The following is a 26,811-nucleotide window of genomic DNA, read 5'->3' as shown; positions in this document are numbered from 1 at the left end:
TCGGTTGCGACAGCTAACTTGTGGTGGGCGCGTCAAGTTGATGTGCCGTGACTCCGCCGTCCCATCGAGGGGAATTAAGCCCACCATGTCCACGCCACCGCCGCAGGGCGGCTACAACCCGTACCCGCAGCAGCAGGGCCAGCCCCCGTACGGCCAGCAGTACGGCCAGCAGCCTTACCAAGGGCAGCCGCAGGCCCCGTACGGTGCGCCCGGCGGGCAGCCCCCGCAGCCGCCCCGGCGCAACCGCGGCCTCACGCCTGTCATTAAGGGCGCCAGCTTTGTCGTCGCCGCGATCGTCGTTCTCATCTACGTCGTCTTCTTCAAGGACAACAGCACCACATCCGTCCCCGACCCCAAGCCCGACAACTCCGCCTACAGCGCGGACGTCGGCGACTGTGTGATGGAGAAGGGGACGGAATCCCGCCCGGACATCGAGATCGTCGACTGCGCCGGCCCGAAGGCGGAGCTCAAGGTCACCGAAGAGGGCATGAGCGTCGACACCCTCGAATGCAAGCCCGGTGAAAGCAAGTTCACGATCACTCAGCGCGGGCGCATCGACGTCGCCCTGTGCCTGGAGCCGCTCAAGAAGTAGAAGCAGCCGTTCCCAGCAGCCCGAGGAGGCCGCGCGCCGCCGGGCTCGTGGACTCCTCGTGGGGCAGCGCGGTCACACTGCTGTACGTCAGCCGCTCCGCGCCGGCCAGCGGGACGGCGCGCAGTCCCGCCGCCTCCGGTTTGCGCGTGAAGTGCTGGGGAACGAGCGCGACACCCAGCGACTCGCGGACCAGCTCCAGCAGGCTGTGGACGTCATTGACCTCCAGCGACACCTGTCGGCCGATCCCGGCGGCGGCGAACGCCGCGTCGCCGACCCTGCGCGGCCCCCAGTCGGAGTGGAAGTCGATGAAGGGCTCGTCGCGCAGCTCGTGCCAGGAGACCTCCCCGGCCGCGGCCAGCGCGTGTTCCGGGTGGCAGAGCAGCAGCATCGGCTCGTCCGTGAGCGGCAGCATCCGTACGGTACGGGGTGTGTCCCCGCAGTCGATGGCGAAGGCGAGGTCGAGCCGCCCGCTGCCGACCTCCTCGATGAGCTGGGCGGAGCCTGCCTGCCGCAGCCGGATCTCCACCTGCGGGTGCCGCTGATGGAAGCGCGCCAGCAGGCCCGGGACATGCACGCCCGCGATGCACTGCTCGGTGCCCACGGTGAGCGTGCCGCGCACGAGTCCCTGGACCGCGGCCACGGCATCCCTGGCGGCGCGTGCCGCCGCTAGGGTACGCCGCGCCTCGGCCAGTAGCGCGCGCCCCGCCTCGGTCAGGCCCACCGACCGGGTGGTACGGGCGAACAGCGCGGTGCCGAGCTCCCGCTCCAGCTCCCGCACGGCCGCCGACAGCCCGGACTGCGACACCATGAGCCGCTGCGCGGCCCGCGTGAAGTGGCACTCTTCGGCCACGGCGACGAAGTACTCCAGGTGTCTCAGTTCCATAATTCAGAAGCGTAGCTTCTCAAAGCATTCGCATTCTTCTGTTGGACGGGATGACGGTCGACGGGCAGTGTGGGTACGCGGCGCACTCCGCGCCGCACTCCCCCGCCGGCCCGCACTCCCCCAGAGGAGACCCACGTGTACTCCGCCCACCCCGGCCGTTACGACACCATGCCGTACCGCCGCGTCGGCAACAGCGGTCTGAAGCTGCCGGCGCTGTCACTCGGCCTGTGGCACAACTTCGGAAGCGACCGCGGCCTCGACACCCAGCGCGAGATCCTGAGGTGCGCCTTCGACCTGGGCGTGACCCACTTCGACCTCGCCAACAACTACGGACCGCCGCCCGGGGAGGCCGAGACCGTCTTCGGCCGTATCTTCGCGGAGGACTTCGCGGCATACCGGGACGAGGTCGTCATCTCCACGAAGGCCGGGTACCTGATGTGGCCGGGCCCGTACGGCGAGTGGGGCTCGCGGAAGTCCCTGCTCGCCTCCCTCGACCAGAGCCTGCGTCGGATGCGGCTCGACCATGTCGACATCTTCTACTCGCACCGTTACGACCCCGACACCCCGCTCGAAGAGACGATGGGGGCGCTGCACACCGCCGTCCAGCAGGGCAAAGCTCTTTACGCGGGTATCTCCAACTACCCGGCCGAGCAGACGCGGCGGGCCGCGACCATCCTGCGCGAGCTCGGTACGCCCCTGCTGATCCACCAGCCCCGGTACTCGATGCTGGACCGGGCTCCGGAGGACGACCTTCTGCCCGCCCTGCGGGAGGTGGGAGCCGGAGCCATCGCGTACTCGCCGCTCGCCCAGGGGCTGCTCACAGACCGGTACCTGGACGGTGTTCCCGAAAGCTCCCGCGCTGCCGGTACGAGCCCGTTCCTGACGGCGGACGCGGTGACGGAGTCCCTGGTGACGCGGCTGCGGTCGCTGAACGAACTGGCACGTGAGCGCGGTCAGTCACTGGCGCAGCTCGCACTCGCCTGGGTGCTGCGCGACGATACTGTGACCTCCGCGGTCGTCGGCGCGAGCAGCGCCCGGCAGCTGCGCGACAGCGTCGAGACCGTCGCCCGGCTGGAGTTCAGCGAGGCCGAACTCCTCAGCATCGAGGCGATCCTCGCCAAGGACTGACGCGAGAACGTATACGCCCCCGGCCCCGGTCCATGGTCAGGACCGGGGCCGGGGGCGTATACGCGTCACCGCGTCACTTGACGGAGCCCGCCATCACCCCTTGCACGAAGTGCCGCTGGAAGGCGAAGAAGACCGCCACCGGCACGATCAGCGAAAGAAAGGCCCCGGGCGCCAGCACGTCCATGTTGCTGCCGAACTGGCGGATCTGCGACTGCAGTTCCACCGTGAGCGGCTGCGCGGAGCTGTCGGCGAACAGCAGCGCCACGAGCATGTCGTTCCACACCCACAGGAACTGGAAGATCGCCAGGCTGGCGATGGCCGGGCGGCCCACCGGCAGGACGAGCCGGGTGAAGATCCGCCACTCGCTGCCGCCGTCCATCCGGGCGGCCTCCAGCATTTCGCGCGGTATCTCGGCGAAGTAGTTGCGCAGCAGGAAGATGGCGAAGGGGAGCCCGTACGCCACATGGAAGAGCACCACGCCCGGGATCGTGCCGAACAGACCCAACTGACCGAAGAGTTTCGCCACCGGCAGCAGCCCCACCTGTACCGGCACCACCAGCAGCGCGACCACCAGCAGGAACAGCCAGTCCCGGCCCGGGAACTCCAGCCAGGCGAAGGCGTATCCGGCGAGTGCGGCGATCACCACGACGAGGGTGGTGGTGGGCACCGAGATCAGCACGGTGTTCCAGAACGCCTGGGTGATGCCCGCGTTGCCGAGCAGAGTGGAGTAGTTGTCGAAGGAGAGCTGTCCCGGGCTGGTCAGGACCGTCCACCAGCCGCTCGCCGAGTTGTCCTGCGTCGTACGCATCGAGGAGAGGAAGAGCCCGGCGAGCGGGGTGACCCAGACGAGGCTGACGACGACGAGGAACGCCTGGACCACGCCGTTGCCCAGCCACCCCCTCAGCCGCCCGGCCGGTCGTCTGCGCGCCGGGGCCGGGGCCGGCCTTTGCTCCTTCGCGGCGACGGTGGCGGTGGCGGCGCTCATGACTGGCTCCTGCGGAAGCGGCGGACGTTGAAGACCATGGCGGGGATCACCAGGAGGAGAAGCAGGACGCCGAGCGCGCTGCCGAGGCCCTGGTTGTTGCCGCCGCCGAAGGAGACCAGCCACATCTGGGTGGCCAGTACGGTGGCGTCCTCCTGCACCGGTCCCGGCGCGATGATGTAGACGAGGTCGAAAACCTTCATCACGTTGATCACCAGGGTCACGAACACCACAGTCAGCACCGGCGCGAGCAGCGGCACGGTGATCTTGCGGAAGACCTGCCACTCATTGGCGCCGTCCATCCGGGCCGCTTCGAGCGTGTCGCGCGGCAGGGTGGAGAGCCCGGCGCCGATGAGCACCATGGCGAAGCCGGTCCAGATCCACAGGTACGCCCCGATGATGGCCGGGGTGACGAGGGCCGGCCCGAGCCACGAAATGCCTTCGTAGGGCTGGGCGAAGTTCGCCGCCGGCAGCCGTACGGCGTACGAACCCGGCGCCAGATCCTGGAACCGGTAGGACCCGTCGGCCGCCGTGGTCGCGGTGGCTGCCGTCTTTCCGTCCCGTACGGCCTCGACCCGCATCTGCGGCAGTCCGCTCTCGGCCTTGTCGACCGCGCCCTGCTTGCCGCCGCCGCCCGGCGCGAAGTCCAGGTAGACGACTCCGCGCAGCTCGTCGCGGCCCGCCTGCCGGCCGGCGGCGGGAAGCGCGTCCTTCGCCCCGGCGGGAAGCTCCTTGGGCTGTACGCCGACGAGCCCGAGGTTGACCGTACTGCCCGGGGATGCCGCTCGATCCGTACCGTACGAACCGTCGGCCGCCCTGGTCAGGCCCTGCCCGTCACGGGCGCGGGCGGTCGGGTAGGTGGAGGCGTCCTGGAAGGCGTCGTGCACGCCGACCACGGTCGCGTTGAGTACGCCCTTGTCGGGGTCCTCCTCGTACGCCAGCCGGAAGATGATGCCCGCGGCGAGGAAGGAAACGGCCATCGGCATGAACAGCAGCAGCTTGAACGCGGTGGCCCAGCGGACCTTCTCCACGAGCACGGCGAGGATGAGTCCGAGCCCGGTGAGCAGGGTCGGAGCGACGACCACCCAGATGGTGCTGTTACGGATGGCCGTGAGTGTGGCCGGGTCGCGGAACATCTCGGAGTAGTTCTCGCCGCCGACGAACCGGGTGCCCGAAGCGTCGAAGAAGCTGCGGCCGACCGAGAAGAGGACGGGGTAGACGACGAGTGCGCCGAGCAGCAGCAGCGCGGGCAGTACGAACGCCACGGCGACGATCCGCATGCGCCGCCGGGCGCGGCGCCGGTGGTCCGTATGCCCGCCGTGCTTGTCGTGCTTGTCGTCGGACCGGGGGCCCTTTGCTCTGCCGGGCCCCGCCGTTGTGCCGGGTGCGGTGACCGTGGTCATGACGGTCCGCCTCAGCCTTCGTACGACTTGGCTGCCGCGTCTTCCAGCCGGCTTGCCGTGGCGCGCGGGTTGGACGGGTCGCGCAGGAAGTCCTGGAGGATCTTCCACTCGCCGGCGCCCTTGGTGCCGCCGAAGGACGCCGGGGCCTGGTCGGACATGTCGAACCGGACCGAATCGCCCGCGTCCGTGAGCGACTTGGCGATCTTCCGGGTGGTGTCGTCACCGTAGGCGGCGGGTTCGACCTTCTTGTTCGGGGACAGGAAGCCACCCGCCCCGGCCCAGACGGCGGCCGACTCGGGGCTCGCCAGGTATTCGAGGAACTTCATGGCGGCCTTCTGGTTCTTGCCGTCCTTCAGGACGACCGCCGCGTCGCCGCCGCTGACCACCGGTGCCTCGCCGCCCTCGACCGCGGGGAAGGGGAAGAAGGAGACGCCCTCACCGGGCTTCTTGCCGAACTGGTCCTTCGCTATGCCCGCGACGAAGTCGCCCTCGTACACCATCCCGGCCTCGGGCTCGGGGCCGAAGACCTTCTCGACCGAGCCGGGGAAGTCGGTGCTCAGGGCGCCCTTCTGGCCTCCGTTGATCAGTTGCTTGTCGGAGAAGAGCCGGCCGAGAGTGGTCAGCGCCTTCACGACGGTGGGGTCGGTCCACTTGATCTTGTGGGCGGCGAGCTGGTCGTACTTCTCGGGGCCCGCCTGGGAGAGGTAGATATTCTCGAACCAGTCGGTGAGCGTCCAGCCGTCCTCACCGGCGACGGAGAAGGCGGACAGGCCCGAATCTGCCACGGTACGACCGGACTTCAGCATCTCGGCGTACGTCGTCGGCGGCTTGACGCCGGCCTGGTCGAGGGCGTCGGGGCTGTACCAGACGGTCGACTTGTGGGCGGCCTTGAAATACAGGCCGTAGAAGTCGTCGCCGACACTGCCGTACTTCTTCCACACACTGGCGTAGTTGGTGTCGACAGACTCCTCGGTCGTACGGGAGAGCGGCTCGAGCCAGTCGTTCTTCGCGAACTGCTGGAGTACGCCGACCTGAGGCACCATCACCACGTCGGGGGCGTTGCCGCCCTCGATCTTGCTGCCGACGACGGTGGAGACGTTGTCCCCGGTGGAGACGAACCGGGTCTTGGCGCCGGTCTTGTCGGTGAAGGCGTCTAGCACCTTCTGGAAGTTCTTCTGCTCGGTGCCCGACCAGACACCGGCGACGGTGATCGTCTGGCCGTTGAGTGCCTTGTCTCCGCCTCCCGCGGTGGTGACGGGGCCGCCGCCGCAGGCGGTCGCGCCGAGCGCGAGGACGAGGGCCGTGCAACAGGCGAGCGTGGTGGTGGTGCGTCGTTGCGTCGTCATCGTGAAAGTCCCATCGTGTCGTCGGTGTTGTGGGAGGTGTTGTCGCTGATCCACCAGGCGGCGGTGGATCCGGGCAGCAGACCGGCCGGGCAGGGCCCGCTGGCCAGCAGAGGGGCTCCGGGGACGGGGGCGGGCACCGGGGCGGTTCCGAAGTTGACGGCGCAGACCAGGCCGTCACCGCGGACGAAGGACAGCACTCCGGGTGCGCTCTCCAGCCAGCGCAGGGTGCCTTCGCCGAGCTGCGGGAGGCTGTGGCGCAGCTGAAGCCCGTCGCGGTAGAGGTGCCAGAAGGAGCTGGTGTCGGCGAGCGCGCGGTCGGTGGCGTGCTCGGCGAACCAGTCCGGCTGCGGCAGCCACGGCTTGACGTCCACGGCGTCCGCGCTGAAGCCGAACGGGGAGGCGTGGCCCGACCACGGGAGCGGCACCCGGCAGCCGTCGCGTATCCGGGCCCGGCTTCCGGTGCGGCGGAAGATCGGGTCGGTGAGCACCTCGTCGGGCAGGTCGAGCACTTCGGCCAGGCCCAGCTCCTCGCCCTGGTAGAGGTACGCCGCGCCGGGCAGCGCGAGCATCAGCAGTGCGGCGGCGCGGGCGCGGGCGGTGCCGAGGCCGCTGCCCTCGGTGCCGTGGTCGCCGTAACGGGTGACGGTGCGGACCTGGTCGTGGTTGTTGAGCACCCAGGTGACGGTGGAGCCGGTGCCCGCGATGTCCTGCATGGCCTCGGAGACGACCTTGCGGAAGTGGTCGGCGTCCCAGGGGGCGCTGAGCAGGTCGAAGAAGAAGGCCTGGTGCAGTTCGTCGGGGCGTACGTACAGGGCGTGTTCGCGGGTCGTCGGTACGGACACCTCGCCGACCAGCAGCCGCTCCCGGCCGTCGCGCGCGGTGTACTGCTCGCACACCGACCGCCAGTGCCGCCACACGTCGTGCACCTCGGGCTGGTTCCAGGCCAGCGGGTTGACCGAGTCGCGGGTGCGGGCGTCGGCCTCGGGGTCCGGCGAGTCGGGCAGTTCGCGGTGCTTGAAGAGTCCGGCGGCCACGTCGATGCGGAAGCCGTCGACGCCACGGTCGAGCCAGAAGCGCACCACGTGGTCGAAGTGGGCCCCGACCTCGGGATTGCGCCAGTTCAGGTCCGGCTGCTCGGGCGTGAACATGTGCAGGTACCACTGGCCGGGGCTGCCGTCCGGCTCGGTGACCCGGCTCCAGGCCGGACCGCCGAACATCGCGTGCCAGTTGTTGGGCGGCTCCTCGCCGGCCGGGCCGCGCCCCTCGGCGAAGTGGAAGCGGGCACGCGCCGCGCTGCCGCGCCCCGCGTCGAGCGCCTCGCGGAACCACGGGTGCTCGCTGGAGCAGTGGTTGGGGACGATGTCGAGCAGCACCTTGATGCCGAGCCGCCGGGCGCCGGTGACCAGCCGGTCGAACTCGCCGAGGTCTCCGAAGACCGGGTCGACGTCGCAGTAGTCGGCGACGTCGTAGCCGTGGTCGTGCTGGGGCGACGGGTAGAAGGGGCTCAGCCAGATGCCGTCGACCCCGAGCTTCTTGAGGTACGGCAGTCCCGCGCGGACGCCGGCGAGGTCGCCGATGCCGTCCCCGGTGCTGTCCAGAAAGCTACGGACGTACACCTGGTACATCACCGCGTCGCGCCACCATTTGAGCATCACCCGTGGACCTGTTTTCTACGTGAAGGGGTGCGCGCGGCCAGAAGACCAGAAGACCAGAAGAGGTGCGGGCCGCGCTGTTATGCATGCATGTTAGGTAGGCGTGACGAGAGGGTGTCAACGACTGAACGGAAAGCTGCGCAAAGTTGGGGGATTATGACCGATTTGACCTGGGCACAGAAGTGCCCGCTGGTCCGCAGCATCTACCTAACAAGTAACTACCCGGGTGAGCTCAGCCCTGGCGACGCGCGATGGCAGCCAGTTCCCCGGCCAGCCTGCGCACAGCCGCCGCCGGCGACTGGTGCTGCGTCATCGCGTCGTGCACGACGGCCTGCACCGCCAGGCTCACCTGGTCGTAGCGCGGGCTCTTGGGACGCGGCGCTGCCGCGAGCACACTCGTACGCAAGGCCGGTAGATAGGGGAATTTCCGTACCAGATCGGCATCCCCGTACAGACCGGCCAGCACAGGCGGCAGCGCGCCTTCGGTGAGCACCTTGCGCTGCACCGGTTCGCTGGTCAGATACGCGATCAGGTCGGCCGCCGACTCCGGGTGGCGGGCATCAGCGTTGACCGCGAGATTCGAGCCGCCGAGCACACTCGTGCCCGGCCCGTCGGCCCCCGGCAGCGGCACCGCGCCGAACTTGCCCGCCACCTCGGAGTCCTTGCCGGAGATTCCCGCGTAGGCGTACGGCCAGTTGCGCAGGAAGAGCAGCCGGCCGTTCTGGAACGCCTCCCGGGACTCCTCTTCCTTGTATGTCAGCGCTTCGCGCGGGATCCACCCGTCGCGCACGCCACGGACCAGGAAGCCGAGCCCGTCCCGCGCCGCGGCCGAGTCCACGGTGACGCGCTCCCCCTCGTCTCCGAGGATGCTGCCGCCCGCCGAGTACACCGCCTCGGCCGCGTTGACGGTCAGCCCCTCGTACGGCAGGAACTGGCCGGCGTACCCTCCGAGCCCGTGCTTCGGGGCGATGGTGCGCGCCTGGCGTTCCAGCTCCTGCCAGGTGCGCGGGGGCCGTTCGCCCTCCCGGTCCAGGATGTCCTTGCGGTAGAAGAGCATCCCCGCGTTCGTGACGTACGGAACGGCATACAGCTTGTCGTCGTACGTCGCCGTACCCACCACCGGCGGCAGGAAGCCCTTCAGCGGGAAGCGGCCTGGGTCGAGCGGGGAGATCCATCCGGCGGCGGCGAACTCCGGGGTCCAGGCGACATCGATGTTGAGGATGTCGAACCGGCCCCGGTCCGAACGCAGTCCGGTGACCATCTGCGCGTGGGTCTCGTCGGCGGAGTCGGGCAGCTCGACGAGCGTGACCTTCTCGTCCGGATGCGTACGGTTCCAGCCGTCCAGCAGCGGGCCGAGGTAGTCCGTGAGGTCCCCGGCCGTGGCGAGGGTCATCGGGCCACGCCCGTCGTCGCGCGCCCCGCCCCCGGGGGCGTCGGGGGTGACGTATCCCGCCACGACGACCGCGGCGACCAGCAGGCCCCTACCGGCGGCACGTATCCACCGCATAGGTTCCTCCCTGTACACCGGCGCCGAGCACCCTCGGCGTGACGGGCCATGTATACCCGTTAGGCATGGGCGATACTAGGGCCTGCGACAGAATGACGAGGCGATCCGGACCACACTGCGAACCACGGCCGGAATCACTGTGCAACAAGCAGGCAGACGAAGCAAAGGAGGAGAGCACGAGTGCGGCTGCCCCTCCTGGCTCTTCTCGCGCGCGGACCCGCCCATGGTTACGAACTCAAACAGGACCTTGAGCAACTGCTGGGTGCCGAGTACCCTCAGCCGAACGTCGGCCAGATCTATGTGACTCTGGGGCGGCTGGAGAAGTCGGGCCTGATCGAGGGCGAAGAGGTCGCCCAGTCGAGCCGGCCCAACAAGAAGGTCTACCGGCTCACGGATGCCGGGCGGGAAGCGCTGCAGGTCTGGTTCGAGGAGACCTCGGACGAGCCCCGGGTGCGGGACGACTTCTTCATGAAGCTCGCCCTGGCTCCCCGGACCGGCCTCGCCGACCAGATCGCGCTGATCAACAAGCAGCGCCGTCAGTATCTGAACACCATGCGCAATCTGTCGAAGCTGGCCGCCGCCGACAACCGGGAAAACCCCATCGCCCATCTGCTCGTCGAGGGCGCCATTCTGCATTTGCAGGCCGACCTCGACTGGCTGGAACGCTGCCAGGAGGAGCTGGAATGAGCGACACCCCCGTTCCCGCTCTGCGCGCCGAGGGCCTGGTCAAGACCCACCACGGCGAGGGCGCCCCCGTCCGTGCCGTGCGCGGTGTGGATCTCTCCGTACGGCGGGGCGAGTTCGTCGCCGTCACCGGACCGTCGGGCGCCGGGAAGTCCACGATGCTGCATCTGCTCGGCGGGCTCCAGCGGCCGGACAGCGGCAGCATCTGGCTGGACGGCGCGTGCACCGACTCCTACAGCGAGGCCCGCTGGGCGGTGGAGCGCCGCCGCCGTATTGGCATCGTCTTCCAGTTCTTCAACCTCGTGTCGAACCTGACCGTCGCCGACAATGTGGAGCTGCCCGCACTGCTCGCCGGTACGTCCCCCAAGCGGGCCCGCGCCGAGCGCGAGAGCCTGCTGGCGGAGCTGGGGCTTGAGGGCAAGGCCCGCAGCATGCCGGGCGAACTGTCCGGCGGTGAGCAGCAGCGCGTCGCTCTGGCGCGGGCGCTGGTCAATCACCCCGGGCTGCTGCTCGCCGACGAGCCGGCGGGCAGCCTCGACAGCAAGGGCACCCGTGAGGTGATGCGGTTGCTGACCCGCTTCCACCAGCGCGGCCAGACGATCGTCCTGGTGACCCACGACGCGCGGCTCGCCAGCGCCGCGGACCGGGTGATCAGCTTCTACGACGGCCGGATCGCCGACGACGCGGAGCTCGACGACGCCGCGGGCTCGCGGGGTACGGGCATATCCTCCGTGCTCGAACTGAAGGACTGAGCCGTGCGAGCCACCCTGCGCTGGGCGCACGCCGATCTGCGTACGCACCGCGGCGAAGCGCTCTTCATCGTCCTGGCCACCGCCGGGATCGTCGCCTCACTGCTGCTCGCCACCGCCCTGTTCGGTTACGCCACCAACCCCTGGCAGCGCGTCTTCACCCGGGCCAACGGCGCTCACCTGTGGATCCACACCGGCCCGTCCGCCGACGCTGCCCGGCTCGCCGCGCTGGACGGCGTCGAATCCGTGTCGGGCCCCTACCGCACCGCGTCCGCCACGGTGGAGTCGCGCGGGACCCGGGCGACCGTCGAACTCCGCGGCGCCGATGACACCCCGCCCACCACCGGGCGTCCGCTGCTGGATTCCGGGCGGTGGCTGGACCCCGGCATGCCAGACGGCGTCGTACTGGAGAGGGATCTCGCCCGCGCCCTGTGGGTGGAAACCGGCGACAGGCTTACGCTCCCGGGGAGCCCGCGCCCCCTGACGGTGCTCGGTGTCGCGGACCATGCCGAGCCCCGCTACAGCCCTGGTGAGCGGTCCGGCACCGTCTGGGCGTTGCCGTCGGTCGTGGAACGGACCGGCAAGCGCACCGGACAGGTCGTGGGGCTGCGGCTGAGCGACCCCGGCGACACGGACTACGCCGTACAGCGATCCGTGACCGAGCTCGGTGCGGGGGCCGTCACTCAGGTCTCCAGCTGGCAGCAGGCGCGCGCCGAGGCGCAGGGCGACACCCGGCTGCTCGGTCAGGTCCTCGGACTCTTCGGGCTGGGCGCGCTTCTCGCCGCGGCGCTGGCCGTGTTCGGCGCGATCAGCACCCGGATCCGGGGTCATCTGCGGGACATTTCCGTACTGAAGGCGATCGGCTTCACGCCCGGCCAGGTGGTACGGGTCTTCCTCGCCCAGCATGTGGCGTTCGCGCTGCTGGGCACCGTGCTGGCGACCGTACTCATCGAGACGCTCGGCAGCGGCATCCCGGGCAGGCTCGGCGACGCGGTCGGGGTGTGGCAGGGGCTGCCCGGCCATGCCGCGGCGCTGCTCGCGGTGCCGGTCGGCGCGGTGCTGTTCATCGGCGCCACCACGTGTCTCGCCGCCTGGCGGGCGGGCCGGGTTTCGCCCGTACCTGTGCTGCGGTCGGCCGGTCCCGCCGGTAGCCGGCTCTCCGGTCCGGCCCGCAGGGCGCTGGGGCTGCGGCTGCCGCCGGCCCTCGTCCTCGGCCTGCACCGGACGTTCACCCGCAGTCCCCGCTCGATGGCCACGATCGCGCGCCTCGCCCTGCCGCTGGTGCTGATCACGGTCGCCCTCAGTGCGTGGACGACCGTCGAGCGCTTCGAGAGCAGGCCCGAACAGCTCGGTCTCGCGGCCGCGCTCACGGCCCGCGCCGACAAGGGACTCGACGACCGTGCGGCGCGCGCCCTGCTCGAAGCCGACGACCGGGTCCAGGCCGCCCACCCGGGTGTGGAGGTGGCGGCGCTGGTACCGGGCCAGACCGGGACGATCGCGCTGCGCGGTCTCGGCACCCGCGAGGAGCCGTATCCGTTCACGCTGGCCGCGGGCCGCCCGGCGCAGGGGCCCGACGAGGCGGTGGCCGGGCAGGGGCTGCTGGACCTGCTGAACGTCCAGGTCGGTGACTGGATACGGATGACGGTCGGCGGGCGCCCGCAGATCCTGCACATCGTCGGGCGCAGCATCGAGCCGGAGAACGCCGGCCGCGTCATCTCCACCTCACTCGACACGCTGCGTGAGAACGACCCCGGGCTCCGGCCGGCGTTCTATCAGCTCCAGTTGCGCCCCGGCGCGGACCCGCACGCCGTCGGCGCTGCACTGACCGGGGCGTCGGACGGCCGGCTGGACATCCGCGAAGTAACCAACCCGGCCGGGGGCCCGGCCCCGCTGCGCGGCGTCGTACTCGGACTGGTCGCCGTACTCGCCCTGATCGGGCTGACCGAACTGTCGACGGTGATCGGCGGCAGCGTACGGGAGGGTGAGCGGGACCTGCTGGCGCTGAAAGCCGTCGGGCTGTCACCGCGCCAGATCACCGCCGTCACGGTGACGGCCGTCGCCGGCACCGCCCTGGCCGCCGCCGTCGCCGGCGCGGCACTGGGGGTGCCGCTCGCCCGCCTGCTGATCGACGCCCAGGGCCGGTCGAGCGGCATCGGCGCGGGTATCGCCCAGACCCCGTCGCCGTGGGTGCTGCTCCTGCTGGGCGCGGCGGCGGTCGTGGGTGCGGCCGCGCTCGCCACCCTGCCGGCCGCCCGCGCCGCGCACCGCCGCCTGGCGGACACACTGAGCGCGGTCGCCTGAGCCGGGTCCGCTCAGGACGATTTTGACCAGACGTACAGGCTGCCACTGACCGAGACATCAAACGACGTACCGCCGGCTTCGTCGATGTGCTCGATCACGGCCATGGCCACGGCACCTTCGTTGGTTACCGAGCACACGGCCGCGCCCTCCACGAAGCCGCGGTCCCTGCGATCGGTGGCCTGGCTCAGCGCAAGGGCGCCGAAGCCTGCCCTGCTCGCGGATTCGCAGGACTCGAAGGACTTCTGCGAATCCGCCCGGAGCAGGCCCACCTGGGTGTTGGGCAGCCCGCGCAACAGGTAGTCGGACCCATAGCACGTGTCGGGCCAGTACAGGAGCTCGGCCCCGCCGGGCTCCTTGACCGCGCCGCCGTCCTCGGGCTCCACTCGGTTCCGGCCGTCATCGAGATCGACAAGCTGCTGCTCATGCTGCGTGCAGGGCACCGGGGCGATGCCCCACATCGTCTTCTTCAGCACGTACCCGTCAGGGGACTTCAGCTCTTGGGAGGACTCGGACGGCGACGGGGACGCAGACACCGAGCGGGAAGGCGAAGGGGCTGCCGTCGCGGCAGCGGGGGGTGTGGCCGGTGAGCTGCTGATGGCCGGAAGCGGTGCGGGGCTTGCCACTACGGGCCGGGAATCCCGGCTGGCGAGCACCGTCACAGCGATGCCGAGCAGCGGGATGGCTATCCCTGCGACCCACCAGGCCCAGCGCGGAGGATCCGAACGCGGCGGCGACGGAGGATACGGCGGTGGTGATGGCGGTGACGGCGGTGGTGGCGGCACACTCGGACCTGGACCTGTACTCATATCCCCCTCCACCACCGGCTGTTGGTGCGAACTGCACGCAGCTTAGCGATCACCGCCCGACGGCCCTAATGAGAACCGCTCCGGGCCGGTGACCGCCGCGAGGTCATGCGTCGACGCCCGCCTGCTCGTGCTCGATGGTGAACGCGCTGCCGGTATGGGACAGCCGCAGGAGCCGGGCCAGCGCGCGCGGGACGGCGCACAGCCGCAGCTCGGTTCCGTTCGTTTTCGCCGTACGGGCCGCGGCCAACAGCGCGTTCAACCCCGAGCAGTCGCAGAAGGTCAGGCCCGCACAGTCCACCAGGACCCGCCGACGAGTGGCCACGGCAGCCTGGAGGGCCTCTCTGAGATCCGGCGCGCCGACGACATCGAGGTCCCCTGCCACGGTGATCCGGCAGCTGTCGGGTCCGGTGGCGTGAACGCCGACCTGGATCGTGTCGTTCACGGCGCCCCCTTGGAAAGGTGGACGGGCTGTGCATCCAGAGAAACCCCTGACCGGCTGTCCTGTCCACCCCGGCCTGACCACAGCGACGAGCCGTCCCCCGTCGCACCGTGAATATCTTGACAATCGCGTCGGCGCGTTCTATCCAGGTTTTGAAGAAAGTTCCTCCATATCCGCAGGTCAGAGCGGTTGAGAGGTGGGTGCAGTGGCCCGCTCTGAGCCATCTGGCCACCGACGTGTGACCATGAAAATGACGCCGCACGCGGCTCCGCCCGGGCATGGCGCGCCGCCGTGGAAGTGGAGCGCAGGGTGAGGAGAAGGCAATGGCACGTGCAGTGGGTATCGACCTCGGTACGACGAACTCTGTGGTCTGCGTGCTGGAGGGCGGCGAGCCCACGGTCATCACCAACACCGAAGGCGCCCGGACCACCCCGTCGGTGGTCGGTTTCGCGAAGAGCGGTGAGGTGCTGGTCGGTGAGATCGCCAAGCGGCAGGCCGTCACCAACATCGAACGCACCGCACGATCGGTGAAGCGCCACGTGGGCGAGGCACAGTGGCGTTTCCCGGACCAAGGGGACATCGACGGCAAGCGCTACACCGCGCAGGAGATCTCCGCGCGGGTGCTGCAGAAACTCAAGCGCGACGCCGAGGCCTATCTCGGCGAGGACGTGACGGACGCGGTCATCACGGTTCCGGCGTACTTCAACGACTCGCAGCGCACAGCGACCAAGGAAGCCGGGGAGATCGCCGGCCTGAAGGTGCTGCGGATCATCAACGAGCCGACGGCCGCGGCGCTCGCCTATGGCCTGGACAAGGAGAACGACCAGACCATCCTCGTGTTCGACCTCGGTGGCGGCACGTTCGACGTATCGCTGCTGGAAATCGGCGAGGGCGTGGTCGAGGTGAAGGCCACCAACGGTGACACGCACCTGGGTGGTGACGACTGGGACCAGCGGGTCGTGGATCACCTGGCCAAGCAGTTCAAGAACGCGTACGGCATCGATCTGTCCAAGGACAAAATGGCCACGCAGCGGCTGCGCGAGGCCGCCGAACGGGCCAAGATCGAGCTGTCGGCCGCGACCGAGACCACGATCAACCTGCCCTACCTGAGTGCGTCGGCCGAGGGCCCGCTGCATCTGGACGAGAAGCTCACGCGCTCGCAGTTCCAGCAGCTGACCGCCGACCTTCTGGAGCGGTGCAAGGCCCCGTTCCACAACGCGGTCAAGGACGCGAAGATCAAGCTCTCCGACATCAACCACGTCATCCTGGTGGGTGGTTCGACCCGTATGCCGGCGGTGACCGAGCTGGTCAAGGAACTCACCGGCAAGGAGCCGCACAAGGGGGTCAACCCCGACGAGGTCGTCGCCATCGGCGCCGCGCTCCAGGCCGGCGTACTGAAGGGTGAGGTCAAGGACGTTCTGCTGCTCGATGTCACGCCGCTGTCGCTCGGTATCGAGACCAAGGGCGGCATCATGACGAAGCTCATCGAGCGCAACACCACGATCCCGACCAAGCGCTCGGAGATTTTCACGACGGCCGAGGACAACCAGCCGTCCGTGCAGATCCAGGTGTTCCAGGGTGAGCGTGAGATCGCGGCGTACAACAAGAAGCTCGGCATGTTCGAGCTGACCGGCCTGCCGCCCGCCCCTCGCGGTGTCCCGCAGATCGAGGTGAGCTTCGACATCGACGCCAACGGCATCATGCATGTGGCCGCCAAGGACCTCGGCACCGGCAGGGAGCAGCGGATGACCGTCACCGGTGGCTCGGCGCTGCCGAAGGACGACATCGAGCGGATGGTCCGTGACGCCGAGCAGTACGCGGAGGAGGACCACAGGCGCCGCGAGGCCGCCGAGACGCGCAACCAGGCCGAGCAGCTCGTCTACCAGACGGAGAAGTTCCTCAAGGACAACGAGGACAAGGTCCCGGGCGACGTGAAGAGTGAGGTAGAGACCGCCGTCACCGAGCTGAAGGAAAAGCTCAAGGGAGAGGACACCGCCGAGATCCGCTCGGCCACGGAAAGGGTCGCCACCGTCTCCCAGAAGCTCGGCCAGGCCATGTACGCCAACGCCCAGGCACAGGGCCAGGCGCAGGGCTCCGGTGCGGCCGCGGGCGGCGCGGGCGAGAGCGGGGCGCGCGCGGAGAGCGGCGCGGAGGAGGACGTCGTCGACGCGGAGATCGTCGACGACGACAAGCAGCAGGGAGGCGCGGGATGAATCGCCCGACCGACGGTCGCGGCCACCCCGGTGTGCCGTCGCTGGAGATCGTCCGGGACGGGCGACGGGGCGGCTCCCAGGATTCTCTTCCGACCCGCGCCGCCGCCCGGCGCGAGGAGCGGGCCGAGCGGGCCGAGGGGGCTGAGCGGGCGTCGGCCGGCCACGGCGGGACCGACCTCGTACCTCAGCCGTCCCGGGAGGAGGCGCTGCGTGCACAACTGCGAGAGCGCACGGCCGACCTGCAGCGGGTGAAAGCCGAGTACGACAACTACCGCAAGCGGGTACGCCGTGATCGCCTGGCGGTCCGCGAGATCGCGGTGGCCAACGTACTCGGCCGGCTCCTGCCCGTGCTCGACGCCCTCGAGGAGGCCGACGAGCAGGGCGAGGTGAAGGGCGGCTTCGAGCGCGTCGCCGAGGTCCTGCGGTCCGAACTGGCCGCACTGGGTCTGGAGCCGTTCGGGACGGCGGGCGAGCCCTTCGATCCGTTCGTGCACGAGGCCGTGTCGTACAGCCATTCCGACACGTTGGAACGCCCCGTCTGCGCCGAGATCCTGCGCCCCGGGCACCGGGTCGGTGACCACCTCCTGCGCCCCGCCCAGGTAGCGGTCGCCGGACCTCCGACCGGCCCGTGAAGCCGGAGGTCGCAGGGCCGGGGCGTACGACCACATCCGCCTGGGTGGTCGAGCGCCCGGGGCCGATCGCGTCCGGACCGCTGCGGCTCGTGGAGCGCGGGCTTCCGGAACCCGGCCCGTACGAACTGTTGATGCGCGTGCGCGCCTGCGGGGTGTGCCGGACCGATCTGCACCTGGCCGAAGGCGACCTGGCCCCTCGCAGGACACACTGCACGCCGGGCCACGAGGTGGTCGGCGAGGTGGTCGCGTGCGGGCCCGCCGACGGACCCGACGGGCATGGGTTCCGCGTCGGTGACCGGGTGGGGGCGGCCTGGCTGGCGGGAACCTGCGGGCAGTGCCGTTACTGCCGGACGGGACGGGAGAACCTCTGCCCCGGCTCTCGCTACACCGGCTGGGACATCGACGGCGGATTCGCCGGCCACCTCATGGTGGACGCCCGGTTCGCCTACCGGCTGCCCGAAGGGTGGAGCGACCAGGAGACCGCTCCCCTGCTGTGTGCGGGGATCATCGGCTACCGGGCTCTTCAGCGGGCCGACCTGCCGCCGGGCGGCCGGCTGGGCATCTACGGATTCGGAGCCTCGGCGCATCTGACGGCCCAGCTCGCCATCGCCCGTGGGGCCGATGTCCACGTCGTCACCCGCTCCCCGACGGCGCAGCGGCTGGCCCTGGAACTCGGAGCGGCGTCCGCCGGATCCGGCGCACCTCCCGAGCCGCTGGACTCCGCGATCCTCTTCGCACCGGCCGGGGACCTGGTACCGGTGGCACTGGCGGCGCTGGACCGGGGCGGCACGCTCGCGATCGCCGGGATCCACCTGAGCTCCATCCCGCCGCTGGAGTACGCCCGCCACCTGTTCCAGGAACGGACCGTACGCAGCGTCACCGCGAACACCCGCGAGGACGGCCGGGCGTACCTCGCCGAAGTGACGAAACTGCGCCCCACCGTGCGAGTGACGAGCTATCCCATGCGGCTGGCCGACCACGCCCTGGAGGACCTGGGGGCCGGACGGATCACCGGGGTGGCAGTGCTCGTCGCGCAGTGAACAACTGGCGCGGTGAACAACTGCGCCACTCGGTGCATCTTGCCGACCGGCTCGGCAGAGCCGCGCCGCGGCGGGGTACCACTTCCGCATGGCTGGTATCGAACTCAAGAGTTCCGCATTCAACGACGGAGCGCTCATCCCGCGCCGCTACGCCATGGAAGGCGAAAACGTCTCCCCCGACCTGTCCTGGTCCGGGGTGCCGGACGGCACGTCGGAGCTGCTGTTGCTCTGTGAGGACCCCGACGCGCCGAGCGGGACCTTCGTGCACTGGCTCGTCACGGGCATCGACCCGGCGAGCACCGGTGTGGGAGCGGGACAGACGCCCGACGGCGGACAGGCCCGGATGAACGGATTCGGCGAGTCCGGCTGGGGAGGTCCGCTCCCTCCCCCCGGCGATAAGGCTCATCGGTACTTCTTCCACCTCTACGCGCTTGCGGAGCCTGTCGATCTGGCCGACGACGCGAGTGCCGCGGACGTGCACGCAGCCGTGGACCAGCAGCAACTGGCAGGCGGCACACTGGTCGGTCTCTACCAGCGCTGAGTCATGGTGCGTCTGCTGACGGCCTCTCGGTGACGGCTCTCGGTACGATGCGGGCGTCGAGGGCGGTGGCGGCTCCGCGCAGTGTGCGCAGGAGGTGTTCCCCGGCGCTCGCGCTGAGTGGGGCGAGCGCACAGTGGGTGTCGGCGAGTACCTCGGTGTGGATGCCGCCGATGCCGATCAGGCAATCGGGCCGAAGCGCGGGTCACGGCGCACGCCCACGATCAGCTCGACGCCGTACGTCGTGTCGGCCGGGGGTGCCAGGCGCGCCGTCAACTCCTCTTAAGCGGCAGTCAGGGCTGCCGGGTCGGGCGGGCCGAGGACGACACCGCCGGCGTCGGACTTGTGGAGCAGGCCGGTGGCCTTGAGTACGTACGGGTGCGGACCAGAGCGGCCCGCGGGAAAAGGACACCCGCGGCGGCGAGCAGCGTGCGCGCCGGCCAGTAGTCCGCATCGGTGATCGGCTCGGCGGGCGAGAGGGGTACTTCGGGCACTCCGGTGCCGGCTGCCCCCCTCGTGGCGGCGCTGATCCCACGGGCGAGGGACTCGATGCTGCCGAACACCGGCACCCCGCCGGCGCGCAGTTCGGCGGCGGCGTCGCTGTCGGCGAACATCGAGTGCACCGCGAGCATCCGGCCGTGCGCCGCCGCCGAGGCGGCCATACGGGCTGCGACTTCACGTTCCCGGGCGGCGATGCCCGGCCCGTAGGCGTGGTAGCCGCCGAAGTAGCCGGTGAGGACGAGGGCGTCGACTTCCCCGGAGGCGAGGACGCGGTCGGCGACTTCCGCGTAGCAGTTGACGTCCTGTTCGCCGCCGCCCGTCACATCAACCGGGTTGCCGGTCGCAACGGTGGGCGGCAGGTGTGCGCGTAACTCTGCGGTGAGCTGCTCGCCGAATGCAGGCACGATGAGCCCGTGCGTGTCCAGGACGTCGCAGGCCACTGCCGCACCGACCCCGTTCCCCCGGCGACGTAACCGCGCCGCACCGGCCCAGCGGGCGAGATTCGCGGCCGACGGACCATGGTCAACCGGCAATTGATCAACGATAGTCCTTGCACACAGGCAGCCGACCGCCCGGCGAGGAGACCACCATGACCGCGTACCCGACCTTGCTGTCCCCCTTCCGGATCGGATCCGTAGAGCTGCGCAACCGTGTGGTCTCCACCTCCCACCAGACCGGCCTGGTCCACGATCACGCTCCCACCGAGGACCTGGTGGCGTACCACCGGGCACGCGCGCGCGGCGGAGTCGGCGCGATCTTCCTCGAGGCTACGGCCGTCCACCCAACCGGCCTGCTGACGCCGCACACCATTGGCGGATACCTGCCGCAGATCGTCCCTGCCTACCGCCGGCTGACCGCTGCCCTGCACGAGCACGACACGCGCTTGTTCGTCCAGCTCTTCCACGGCGGCCGCGAACAGATCGCCTCCTCCCCCAAGGCGCCGGCCATCGCCCCGTCCGCGGTCCCCAGCCCACGCTTCACATCCGAACCGCGGGGTCTGACCCGCGCCGAGATCCGCGAGCTGATCGACGGCTACGCCGCCGCGGCCCGCTACGCGCACCAAGGCGGCGTCGACGGCCTCGAAATCAGCATGGCGCACGGGTACTTGCCCGCCCAGTTCTTCACCCCGGGGACGAATCGGCGCGAGGACGAATACGGCCCGGACGGGGAGAACCGGCTGCGTTTCGCCCTCCAGGTCCTGGAGGCGGTCCGCGAGCGGTCCGCGGGAGCCATGGCGGTCGGTGTCCGCCTGGCGGCCGACGAGATGGCCCCCGGGGCGCTCAACGCCGACGGGTGCGCCGAGATCGCCACCGCCCTGCGGCGAAGCGGGCTGGTCGACTTCGTTTCCTTCGCGATGGGCCGATCGGACTCCTACGCCGCGTCCACCTATATCGCGCCCCCGCCACCGGCCCCACTGAACGCGATCGCCGAGCCTGTACGCCGCATGCGCTCGGCGCTGCCCGGCTGCCCGTTGATCGCGACGACCCGCGTCGTCGACGTAACGGCGGCCGAAGAACTCGTCGCGTCGGGGGCGGCGGACCTGGTCGGCATGACACGCGCTCTGATCGCCGATCCGGAACTCATCGCCAAGAACGCACCAGGTGAGGCGTACGGCGATGGTCCGCGCGGTGGCGGCTCCGGCGTGATCGAGTGCATCGGCTGCAACCAGGGGTGCATCGGCCACTATCACGCGGGTGTTCCCATCGCCTGCACCGTGAACCCGCGCACCGGCCGCGAACGGCACCTCACCCCCCTCACCCTGCTGCCCTCACGGCCGGCCCGCCGCGTGCTCGTCGTCGGCGCCGGTCCAGCCGGTCTGGCCGCGGCGCTGGAGGCGGCCGGCGCCGGCGACGAGGTGGTCGTGGCGGAACGGCAGGACGCCATCGGCGGCCAGTTGCGGATCGCGGGCCACGCTCCGGCCCACCACGAGACGTGGGAGCGGTATCTGCGCTCCACCGGTGACCGCCTGAAGCGGGCGAACGTCGACCTCAGGCTGTCCACGACGGTGACGGCCGCCGACACCGGCCACTACGACCTGGTCGTGGTCGCCACCGGCGCCCGGCCCTTCACCCCCGAGCTGCCGGGCCTGTCCTGCCACGCCATGCAGGCGTGGGACGCGATCCAGCGCCCCGAGGTGGTCCGCGGGCCGGTCCTGGTGGCCGACTGGGGCGGCGGCTGGACCGGCCTCGACGCGGCGGAGACGCTGGCCCGTGCCGGGCTGCCGGTCACCCTGGCCTGTGCGGCCGTCACACCCGGCGAGACCCTGCACCAGTACCAGCGCAACCTCTACCTCGCCCGGCTCGACCGGCTGGGCGTACCAATCCTCCACCACACGGAACTCACCGCCGCCGCCGACGGCGACAACAACATGACTGTCCTTCGGCACGTCTTCTCGGGTCGGACACAGCCTCTTCCGGACATCGAGACGCTGGTCCTGGCACAGGGGCGCGTCCCCGACGACGCTCTCTGGCAGTCGCTGGAAGGACGTCCGCGGTACCTACGGGCCGGCGACGTACTGGGGCCCCGCTCGGCCGAGGAGGCGATTCTGGAAGGGACACTCGCTGCGCGCGGCGAACCGTCGGACACGTGATGCGGGACAGAATGGGACGGTGTACATACACGTCGGCTGGAGGAAGAGGACCAATGACGACAACGGCTCGCGCGAGCGTGCAGCACGAAGACGAGCAAGTGCGCGTCACACGTTGGGACTTCGAGCCCGGAACGCGTACCGGCCACCATGTGCATGAGTACGACTACGTGGTCGTGCCCGTGGTTGACGGCCGGATCAGCGCGGTCGCGCCCGACGGGTCGGTGACCGAGTCGCAGCTGCGGGCCGGGCAGTCGTATGCCCGGCCGGCCGGTGGCGAACACGATGTCGTCAACACCGGTGGCTCATGGCTGGCATTTGTCGAGATCGAACTCAAGCCACTACTTTCCGTGACCGGATGAAGCCGTAAAATTGGGGCATGGGCCAGGCCCTGGTGACGCTCCTGCTGAGCGGCGACGTGATGCCGGGCCGGGGTGTCGACCAGATCCTTCCGCACCCCGGCGATCCGGAGCTGCGCGAGGGGTACATCCGGGACGCCCGCGATTACGTCTCGCTGGCCGAGGCCGCCAACGGCCCGATCCCCGCGCCCGTGGACCACACCTGGCCCTGGGGGGCGGCCCTGGACGTGATGGATGCCGTCGCGCCCGACGTCCGGGTCATCAATCTGGAAACGAGCATCACGACGAGCGACGATTTCGCTCCGGGCAAGGCCGTGAACTACCGGATGCACCCGGCGAACGTACCGTGTCTGACCGCGGCGCGGCCCGATGTGTGCGCGCTCGCGAACAACCACGTCCTCGACTTCGGATACCGCGGCCTGGAGGAGACCCTGGACGTTCTGCACGGTGCGCGGCTCGTGCCCGCCGGGGCGGGGCGGAACGCGGCCGAGGCGCGGCGGCCGGTGGCGGTCGCCACGAAGGGCGGCGGGCGGGTGGTCGTGCTGTCGTGCGGGATGGCGTCCAGCGGGATCCCGTCCCGCTGGACGGCTACGGAGAACCGGCCGGGCGTCGATTTCGTACCCGATCTGTCGGTCCGCAGCGCGGACGCCCTCGTACGGCGGCTGCGGGCGGTGCGCCGGGAGGGCGATCTGACGGTCGTCTCGATCCACTGGGGGTCGAACTGGGGTTACGCGGTGGCCCAGAGCCAGATCGTCTTCGCGCGGCGGCTCGTCGACGGCGGCGTGGACGTCGTGCACGGTCACTCCTCGCACCATCCGCGTCCGATCGAGGTCTACCGGGGCAGACTCATCCTGTACGGCTGCGGGGACCTCATCGACGACTACGAGGGCATCACGGGATACGAGCGGTACAGGGACGACTTGCGGCTGCTGTACTTTCCGTCGCTGGACGCGGGAACGGGCGAACTGACCGGTCTGCGGATCGCCCCGATGCAGGCCCGGCGGATGACACTGCATCACGCGTCGGCGCCGGACGCCGGCTGGCTGTGCGAGGCCCTGACCAGGGCCGGCGAGGCCTTCGGTACGGCGGTGGAGCCGGAGCCCGGCTCCGACGGCTTCCTCCGGCTCGGCTGGTCCGGCCACGCCGTACGACGCCGTACGGCCTCGTAGGCCTTTCGCGGACGAGGCCTGCCCGGCGCACACGCAACGTGGGCGCTGAACCCGGAGCGAGGGTGTGGCGGCTGTCCACCGCAAAACCTGAGCCGCGAGGGCGATGCTCGGTGATCGGTGATCGGTGGTCAGGATCCGAGGTGGTGTGCGAGGTCGAGCAGCTGCGGCAGACGCAGCACCCGTCCGCCGGATCCCGGCAGGGGAACGTGCAGCGGCTCGGTCCAGCGAGTGGGTATCGAGTCCAGTCCGTAGTACGCCCCCGCGAGCCCGCCGGTGACCGCGGCGACGGTGTCCGTGTCACCACCGAGGTCGATCGCGGCGCGTACCGCCTGCTCGTAACTCGCCGTGGTACGCAGGGCCCAGACGGCGGAGCCCAGGCACGGCCAGACGGCACCGTTGAACTCGGTGGCCTGGTCGGGGTGCCAGCCGACGGCGAGGACCGTGGCGTATCGCGGGCGGTGGTCCGGGTGGACGTGGTCCAGGATGCCGGGGAGGGCGGCGAGGGGGTCGGTGCCCTCAAGGGTGACCCTGATGAGTTCGTGGAAGACGGCTGTGCCTTCCCAGGCGGCGCGGTCGCCGTGGGTGAGGGCAGCGATGTGCCGGGCGGCGTCCATGGTGGCCTGCCTGCCGCCGGCCGCGAAGTAGACCGCGGAGGTGGCTGCCCGCATCAAGGAACCGTTGCCCGCGGCGCGCTGGTTGACCTGGAAGTGGATCGCCGCGGCCAGGTCCCACGGCATGCCGTTGGTGAGGACGTCCTCGGTCTGCAGACCGATGTCCTTGGGCGCGGACACCGCCCATCGCTGGAAGCGCGCGAAGATGTCCGGCAGGTCCAGTCCGCCTCGCTCCAGCAGCGACTCCGCCACCAGGACGGCCATCTGTGTGTCGTCCGTGGCCTCGCCGGGGTCCCAGCCACCGCCGCCGCACATCTCGCCGCCGTCGCCGGGTTCCGGGAACCGCCCGGAGAACACTCCCGCCGGCCCGAACTCGAAGGGACCGCCGAGTGCGTCGCCGACCGCGGAGCCGATGACCGCGCCGGCGGTCCGCTGAATTCGTTTCACGGCGTCAGATTATCGGGGCCTGCCGCCTGAAGCCCCGTCCGTTCAGTTCGCCGGCGGCACGCTTGCCGTGACGGGGAGGAGCAGCGCCGTAACGTTGTCGTGCCCGCCTGCCTCCAGGGCGTGCCCGACCAGCGTTCGGGCGTCTTCAAGAAGCGCGCTGCCCGGCGAGGACGCGCGCCGGGAAGGGGAAGTCAGCGCAGCCCGCAGTCCGCCGGCATCGGGCAGATACCGCCACAGACCGTCGGTGCACAGCAGCAGGCGCCCCGGCACCGACGGCCGGTAGCTCCGGATGCGCGGCCTCGGTTCGCCGGCGTCGGCTCCCAACCAAGCGGTGAGGGCCTCGTGCTCGCCCGTGTCGTCCTCGGTCAGCGCCATCCCCGTTCCCGCATCGGGCAGCCAGTAGGCGCGGCTGTCGCCGATCCAAGCGCTCCAGATACCCTCTGGACCGGCGATTCCCGCCACATACGTGCAGGCCGGTGCCGCATCGATCGATGCGGCCAAGGCGGTGACCGCGCGACTTGCCCGGACGGCGGCATCGCCGAGCGCGACCTCCGGCAGAGCGGCCGCCCCCAGCCGTGCCGCGAGGGTTGTCATGCCGACTTCGGTCGCGACCTGGGCGGCTCTTTCCGCCCGGGGCGACATGGAAACGCCGTCGCAGACGACCCCGATGGTCCACCTGCCGGTCGTGGTCAACGCCATGGCGTCCGCGTTGATGCCGCGTCGCTTGCCCCGGTCGCTTACTCCCGCCGCACCGTCGTCCGCCGTAATCTCCACGTGCGAGCGGAAGGCCGGCTGCGCCTCACCGCAGTCCCAGCAATAGCCGTCGGGCGCAATCGTTCCGCCACACAGAACACAGCCTGAAATCTCCGTCATCAATCGCGCATCCTGTCAGATCCGCCCTGGCGCGGCTCCCTTCGGGCTCGTACCGGACCGGCGTAGCGGAAAGTAATGAACTCCCTACATGTCCGGTACGTACTGACCCACGAACACCGCTGATCGGTCACGCGACGAGGGGGCCCCATGCAACCGTTCGTACTCAACTACGCTCGGCACAACGAAGGGACGGGGGACGGCATCCCGGTTCCGTACGGATACAGCTCCGCTCTCCAGCTGAACGTGCTGTCCGACGGGCGTCCCGCCATCAGCGACCGGGCGCTGCTCCTGGCGACCAGCACCACGACGTCCACGGCCGGTTCCCAGACGCACTTCGACGACTGACCGGCCGGCACGCCGATGACGGTGTTGATTCTGACGTGCCATCAGGATGTGACGACCGACCTGGTGGTGGCCAAGCTGCACGAGCGTGGTGTCCCGCTGGTGCGCCTGGATCCCGCCGATCTCCCCGGTGAAGCCGGTATGTCGGCCGAATACGTCCGTGGTGACTTCCACTGCTATCTGTCGGCGGACGGGCGCATGGTCAGCTCCGAAGCCCTGAGCTCCATCTGGGTACGACGGCCCGGCGAACCCGCGGCGCACGCCCCGGAGCCGTCACAGTGGCTCACCGCCGAGACCGCACAAGCTCTGTACGGGGCGCTGTACTCGACCACTGCACGCTGGATGAACCATCCCCGACAGGCGGCGCAGGCCCGCCTCAAGCCCTGGCAGTTGCGCTTCGCCCACCAGAGCGGCTTCGCCGTGCCGCCCACCGTCGTCACGACCTTCCCGCGGGTGGCCCAGCAGTTCGCGGCGCAGTACGGGAAGGTCGTGGTGAAGTGCCTGTCCGGGCCACCGCGCAGCGAGCCCCCGATCTCCCTGCCGACCACACTCGTCGAGCCCGGTACGGATTTCGCCGACGTCGCGGCCGGCCCCACGCTGCTTCAGCGGTACGTCCCCAAACGGGCCGACATCCGGCTGACGAGCGTCGGCAGCCGCACTTTCGCCGCCCGGAAGCTCTCCGCGCACGGGCAGGTCGACGGACGCTACGGCGATACGGGCCACGTGTGGGAGCCCGTCGGCGTACCCGACCGCATCGCCCGGGCGGTTCGCGACTACACGGAGCTGGCAGGCCTCGCGTACGCGGCTTTCGATTTCGCCGAGGACACCGAGAAGGTCTGGTGGTTCCTGGAGTGCAACCAAGGTGGTCAGTTCGGCTTCGTGGAACTGGAGACCGGCCAGCCGATCGCGGAAGCGGTCGCGTCCTGGCTGGCTCCGCAGACGTGAGAGTCGTTCACGGCGCCGCCGCCGGCCCCCTGAACAGGGGGCCGTCACGCCGCGTAGTAGGGAGCGCAGGATGGACCGTACG

25 protein-coding genes are annotated in these 26,811 nt (G+C 70.2%); 14 read left to right on the top strand and 11 right to left on the bottom strand.

Going from position 1 to position 26,811, the window contains the following annotated elements; all coding sequences use genetic code 11:
- The first annotated feature begins 85 nt into the window (after positions 1 to 85).
- Positions 86 to 592 carry a hypothetical protein gene (locus tag ABZX79_RS23125; protein WP_355260747.1) on the top strand — a complete coding sequence of 169 codons (507 nt, stop codon included), beginning with the start codon at positions 86 to 88 and terminating at the stop codon, positions 590 to 592.
- On the opposite strand, the gene ABZX79_RS23120 is transcribed toward ABZX79_RS23125, so the two are convergent.
- Positions 582 to 1,475, bottom strand: coding sequence for a LysR family transcriptional regulator (locus ABZX79_RS23120; RefSeq protein ID WP_355260744.1), 894 nt, complete (start codon positions 1,473 to 1,475; stop codon positions 582 to 584). The two genes, ABZX79_RS23125 and ABZX79_RS23120, sit on opposite strands and share 11 nt — an antisense overlap.
- A 135-nt stretch (positions 1,476 to 1,610) precedes the next feature.
- Between ABZX79_RS23120 and ABZX79_RS23115 the strand changes: the two genes are divergently transcribed.
- A complete protein-coding gene (locus ABZX79_RS23115) occupies positions 1,611 to 2,603 on the top strand; it encodes an aldo/keto reductase (protein WP_355260741.1) in 993 nt (330 codons plus the stop codon).
- Between the two features lie 73 nt (positions 2,604 to 2,676).
- Here the strand turns inward: ABZX79_RS23115 and ABZX79_RS23110 are convergent, their stop codons facing one another.
- The 5 genes from ABZX79_RS23110 to ABZX79_RS23090 form a co-directional block, all read right to left on the bottom strand.
- A complete protein-coding gene (locus ABZX79_RS23110) occupies positions 2,677 to 3,588 on the bottom strand; it encodes a carbohydrate ABC transporter permease (RefSeq protein ID WP_355260738.1) in 912 nt (303 codons plus the stop codon).
- Complete coding sequence (locus tag ABZX79_RS23105; protein ID WP_355261007.1) at positions 3,585 to 4,865, bottom strand: sugar ABC transporter permease; 1,281 nt, start codon at positions 4,863 to 4,865, stop codon at positions 3,585 to 3,587. The genes ABZX79_RS23110 and ABZX79_RS23105 overlap by 4 nt, the downstream gene beginning before the upstream one ends.
- A gap of 134 nt (positions 4,866 to 4,999) precedes the next feature.
- Positions 5,000 to 6,334 carry an ABC transporter substrate-binding protein gene (locus ABZX79_RS23100; protein WP_355260735.1) on the bottom strand — a complete coding sequence of 445 codons (1,335 nt, stop codon included), beginning with the start codon at positions 6,332 to 6,334 and terminating at the stop codon, positions 5,000 to 5,002.
- A complete protein-coding gene (locus ABZX79_RS23095) occupies positions 6,331 to 7,986 on the bottom strand; it encodes a glycoside hydrolase family 13 protein (RefSeq protein ID WP_355260732.1) in 1,656 nt (551 codons plus the stop codon). Before ABZX79_RS23095 ends, ABZX79_RS23100 begins: the two co-directional genes overlap by 4 nt.
- Before the next feature lie 232 nt (positions 7,987 to 8,218).
- Complete coding sequence (locus ABZX79_RS23090) at positions 8,219 to 9,493, bottom strand: ABC transporter substrate-binding protein (RefSeq protein ID WP_355260729.1); 1,275 nt, start codon at positions 9,491 to 9,493, stop codon at positions 8,219 to 8,221.
- A 180-nt stretch (positions 9,494 to 9,673) separates the two neighbouring features.
- Between ABZX79_RS23090 and ABZX79_RS23085 the strand changes: the two genes are divergently transcribed.
- From ABZX79_RS23085 to ABZX79_RS23075, 3 genes are read left to right on the top strand one after another with little or no spacing between them, the layout of a single operon-like run.
- Positions 9,674 to 10,180, top strand: coding sequence for a PadR family transcriptional regulator (locus ABZX79_RS23085; protein ID WP_214972534.1), 507 nt, complete (start codon positions 9,674 to 9,676; stop codon positions 10,178 to 10,180).
- A complete protein-coding gene (locus ABZX79_RS23080) occupies positions 10,177 to 10,929 on the top strand; it encodes an ABC transporter ATP-binding protein (protein WP_355260726.1) in 753 nt (250 codons plus the stop codon). Before ABZX79_RS23085 ends, ABZX79_RS23080 begins: the two co-directional genes overlap by 4 nt.
- 3 nt (positions 10,930 to 10,932) lie before the next feature.
- Positions 10,933 to 13,227: an FtsX-like permease family protein gene (locus ABZX79_RS23075; RefSeq protein WP_355260723.1), complete on the top strand. Its 2,295-nt coding sequence runs from the start codon at positions 10,933 to 10,935 to the stop codon at positions 13,225 to 13,227.
- A gap of 11 nt (positions 13,228 to 13,238) precedes the next feature.
- Here ABZX79_RS23075 and ABZX79_RS23070 read toward each other — a convergent pair whose 3' ends face one another.
- Together ABZX79_RS23070 and ABZX79_RS23065 are read right to left on the bottom strand one after the other, a co-directional pair.
- A complete protein-coding gene (locus ABZX79_RS23070; protein WP_355260720.1) occupies positions 13,239 to 13,700 on the bottom strand; it encodes a hypothetical protein in 462 nt (153 codons plus the stop codon).
- A gap of 436 nt (positions 13,701 to 14,136) precedes the next feature.
- A complete protein-coding gene (locus ABZX79_RS23065) occupies positions 14,137 to 14,475 on the bottom strand; it encodes an STAS domain-containing protein (RefSeq protein WP_355260717.1) in 339 nt (112 codons plus the stop codon).
- A gap of 320 nt (positions 14,476 to 14,795) precedes the next feature.
- Between ABZX79_RS23065 and dnaK the strand changes: the two genes are divergently transcribed.
- The 4 genes from dnaK to ABZX79_RS23045 all read left to right on the top strand — a co-directional run bounded on the left by dnaK (position 14,796) and on the right by ABZX79_RS23045 (position 18,898).
- Positions 14,796 to 16,685, top strand: coding sequence for a molecular chaperone DnaK (gene dnaK / locus ABZX79_RS23060; RefSeq protein WP_355260714.1), 1,890 nt, complete (start codon positions 14,796 to 14,798; stop codon positions 16,683 to 16,685).
- Entirely contained in the window at positions 16,682 to 17,317 is a 636-nt protein-coding gene (gene grpE / locus ABZX79_RS23055; RefSeq protein WP_355260711.1) for a nucleotide exchange factor GrpE, read from the top strand. Before dnaK ends, grpE begins: the two co-directional genes overlap by 4 nt.
- The gene (locus tag ABZX79_RS23050; RefSeq protein WP_355260708.1) at positions 17,314 to 18,357 is read left to right on the top strand and encodes a zinc-dependent alcohol dehydrogenase family protein; all 1,044 of its coding nucleotides are present in this window, start codon (positions 17,314 to 17,316) and stop codon (positions 18,355 to 18,357) included. Before grpE ends, ABZX79_RS23050 begins: the two co-directional genes overlap by 4 nt.
- An 88-nt stretch (positions 18,358 to 18,445) precedes the next feature.
- Positions 18,446 to 18,898 (top strand): YbhB/YbcL family Raf kinase inhibitor-like protein, encoded by a 453-nt coding sequence (locus ABZX79_RS23045; RefSeq protein WP_355260705.1) that lies wholly within the window; start codon positions 18,446 to 18,448, stop codon positions 18,896 to 18,898.
- Positions 18,899 to 19,188: 290 nt separating this feature from the next.
- Here ABZX79_RS23045 and ABZX79_RS23040 read toward each other — a convergent pair whose 3' ends face one another.
- Positions 19,189 to 19,929 (bottom strand): hypothetical protein, encoded by a 741-nt coding sequence (locus ABZX79_RS23040; RefSeq protein ID WP_355260702.1) that lies wholly within the window; start codon positions 19,927 to 19,929, stop codon positions 19,189 to 19,191.
- A gap of 56 nt (positions 19,930 to 19,985) precedes the next feature.
- Here ABZX79_RS23040 and ABZX79_RS23035 point away from each other — a divergent pair, with 56 nt between their 5' ends.
- Genes ABZX79_RS23035 through ABZX79_RS23025 form a run of 3 tightly spaced genes read left to right on the top strand, consistent with a single transcriptional unit; the run spans position 19,986 to position 23,511 of the window.
- Entirely contained in the window at positions 19,986 to 21,986 is a 2,001-nt protein-coding gene (locus ABZX79_RS23035) for an FAD-dependent oxidoreductase (RefSeq protein WP_355260699.1), read from the top strand.
- A 53-nt stretch (positions 21,987 to 22,039) separates the two neighbouring features.
- Positions 22,040 to 22,345 (top strand): cupin domain-containing protein, encoded by a 306-nt coding sequence (locus ABZX79_RS23030; RefSeq protein ID WP_355260696.1) that lies wholly within the window; start codon positions 22,040 to 22,042, stop codon positions 22,343 to 22,345.
- Between the two features lie 17 nt (positions 22,346 to 22,362).
- Positions 22,363 to 23,511, top strand: coding sequence for a CapA family protein (locus tag ABZX79_RS23025; RefSeq protein ID WP_355260693.1), 1,149 nt, complete (start codon positions 22,363 to 22,365; stop codon positions 23,509 to 23,511).
- A 128-nt stretch (positions 23,512 to 23,639) separates the two neighbouring features.
- On the opposite strand, the gene ABZX79_RS23020 is transcribed toward ABZX79_RS23025, so the two are convergent.
- Positions 23,640 to 24,569: an ADP-ribosylglycohydrolase family protein gene (locus tag ABZX79_RS23020; protein WP_355260690.1), complete on the bottom strand. Its 930-nt coding sequence runs from the start codon at positions 24,567 to 24,569 to the stop codon at positions 23,640 to 23,642.
- A gap of 42 nt (positions 24,570 to 24,611) precedes the next feature.
- Positions 24,612 to 25,442 carry a protein phosphatase 2C domain-containing protein gene (locus tag ABZX79_RS23015; RefSeq protein ID WP_355261004.1) on the bottom strand — a complete coding sequence of 277 codons (831 nt, stop codon included), beginning with the start codon at positions 25,440 to 25,442 and terminating at the stop codon, positions 24,612 to 24,614.
- Between the two features lie 147 nt (positions 25,443 to 25,589).
- Here ABZX79_RS23015 and tgmA point away from each other — a divergent pair, with 147 nt between their 5' ends.
- The gene (gene tgmA, locus ABZX79_RS23010) at positions 25,590 to 25,787 is read left to right on the top strand and encodes a putative ATP-grasp-modified RiPP (protein WP_355260687.1); all 198 of its coding nucleotides are present in this window, start codon (positions 25,590 to 25,592) and stop codon (positions 25,785 to 25,787) included.
- Positions 25,788 to 25,802: 15 nt separating this feature from the next.
- The gene (tgmB, locus tag ABZX79_RS23005) at positions 25,803 to 26,729 is read left to right on the top strand and encodes an ATP-grasp ribosomal peptide maturase (RefSeq protein ID WP_355260684.1); all 927 of its coding nucleotides are present in this window, start codon (positions 25,803 to 25,805) and stop codon (positions 26,727 to 26,729) included.
- The last annotated feature ends 82 nt before the right edge of the window (positions 26,730 to 26,811 follow it).

It is taken from the genome of Streptomyces sp. NPDC002994 (assembly GCF_040611155.1).
Taxonomy (GTDB): domain Bacteria; phylum Actinomycetota; class Actinomycetes; order Streptomycetales; family Streptomycetaceae; genus Streptomyces.
This window is presented reverse-complemented; position numbering and strand designations above follow the sequence as displayed.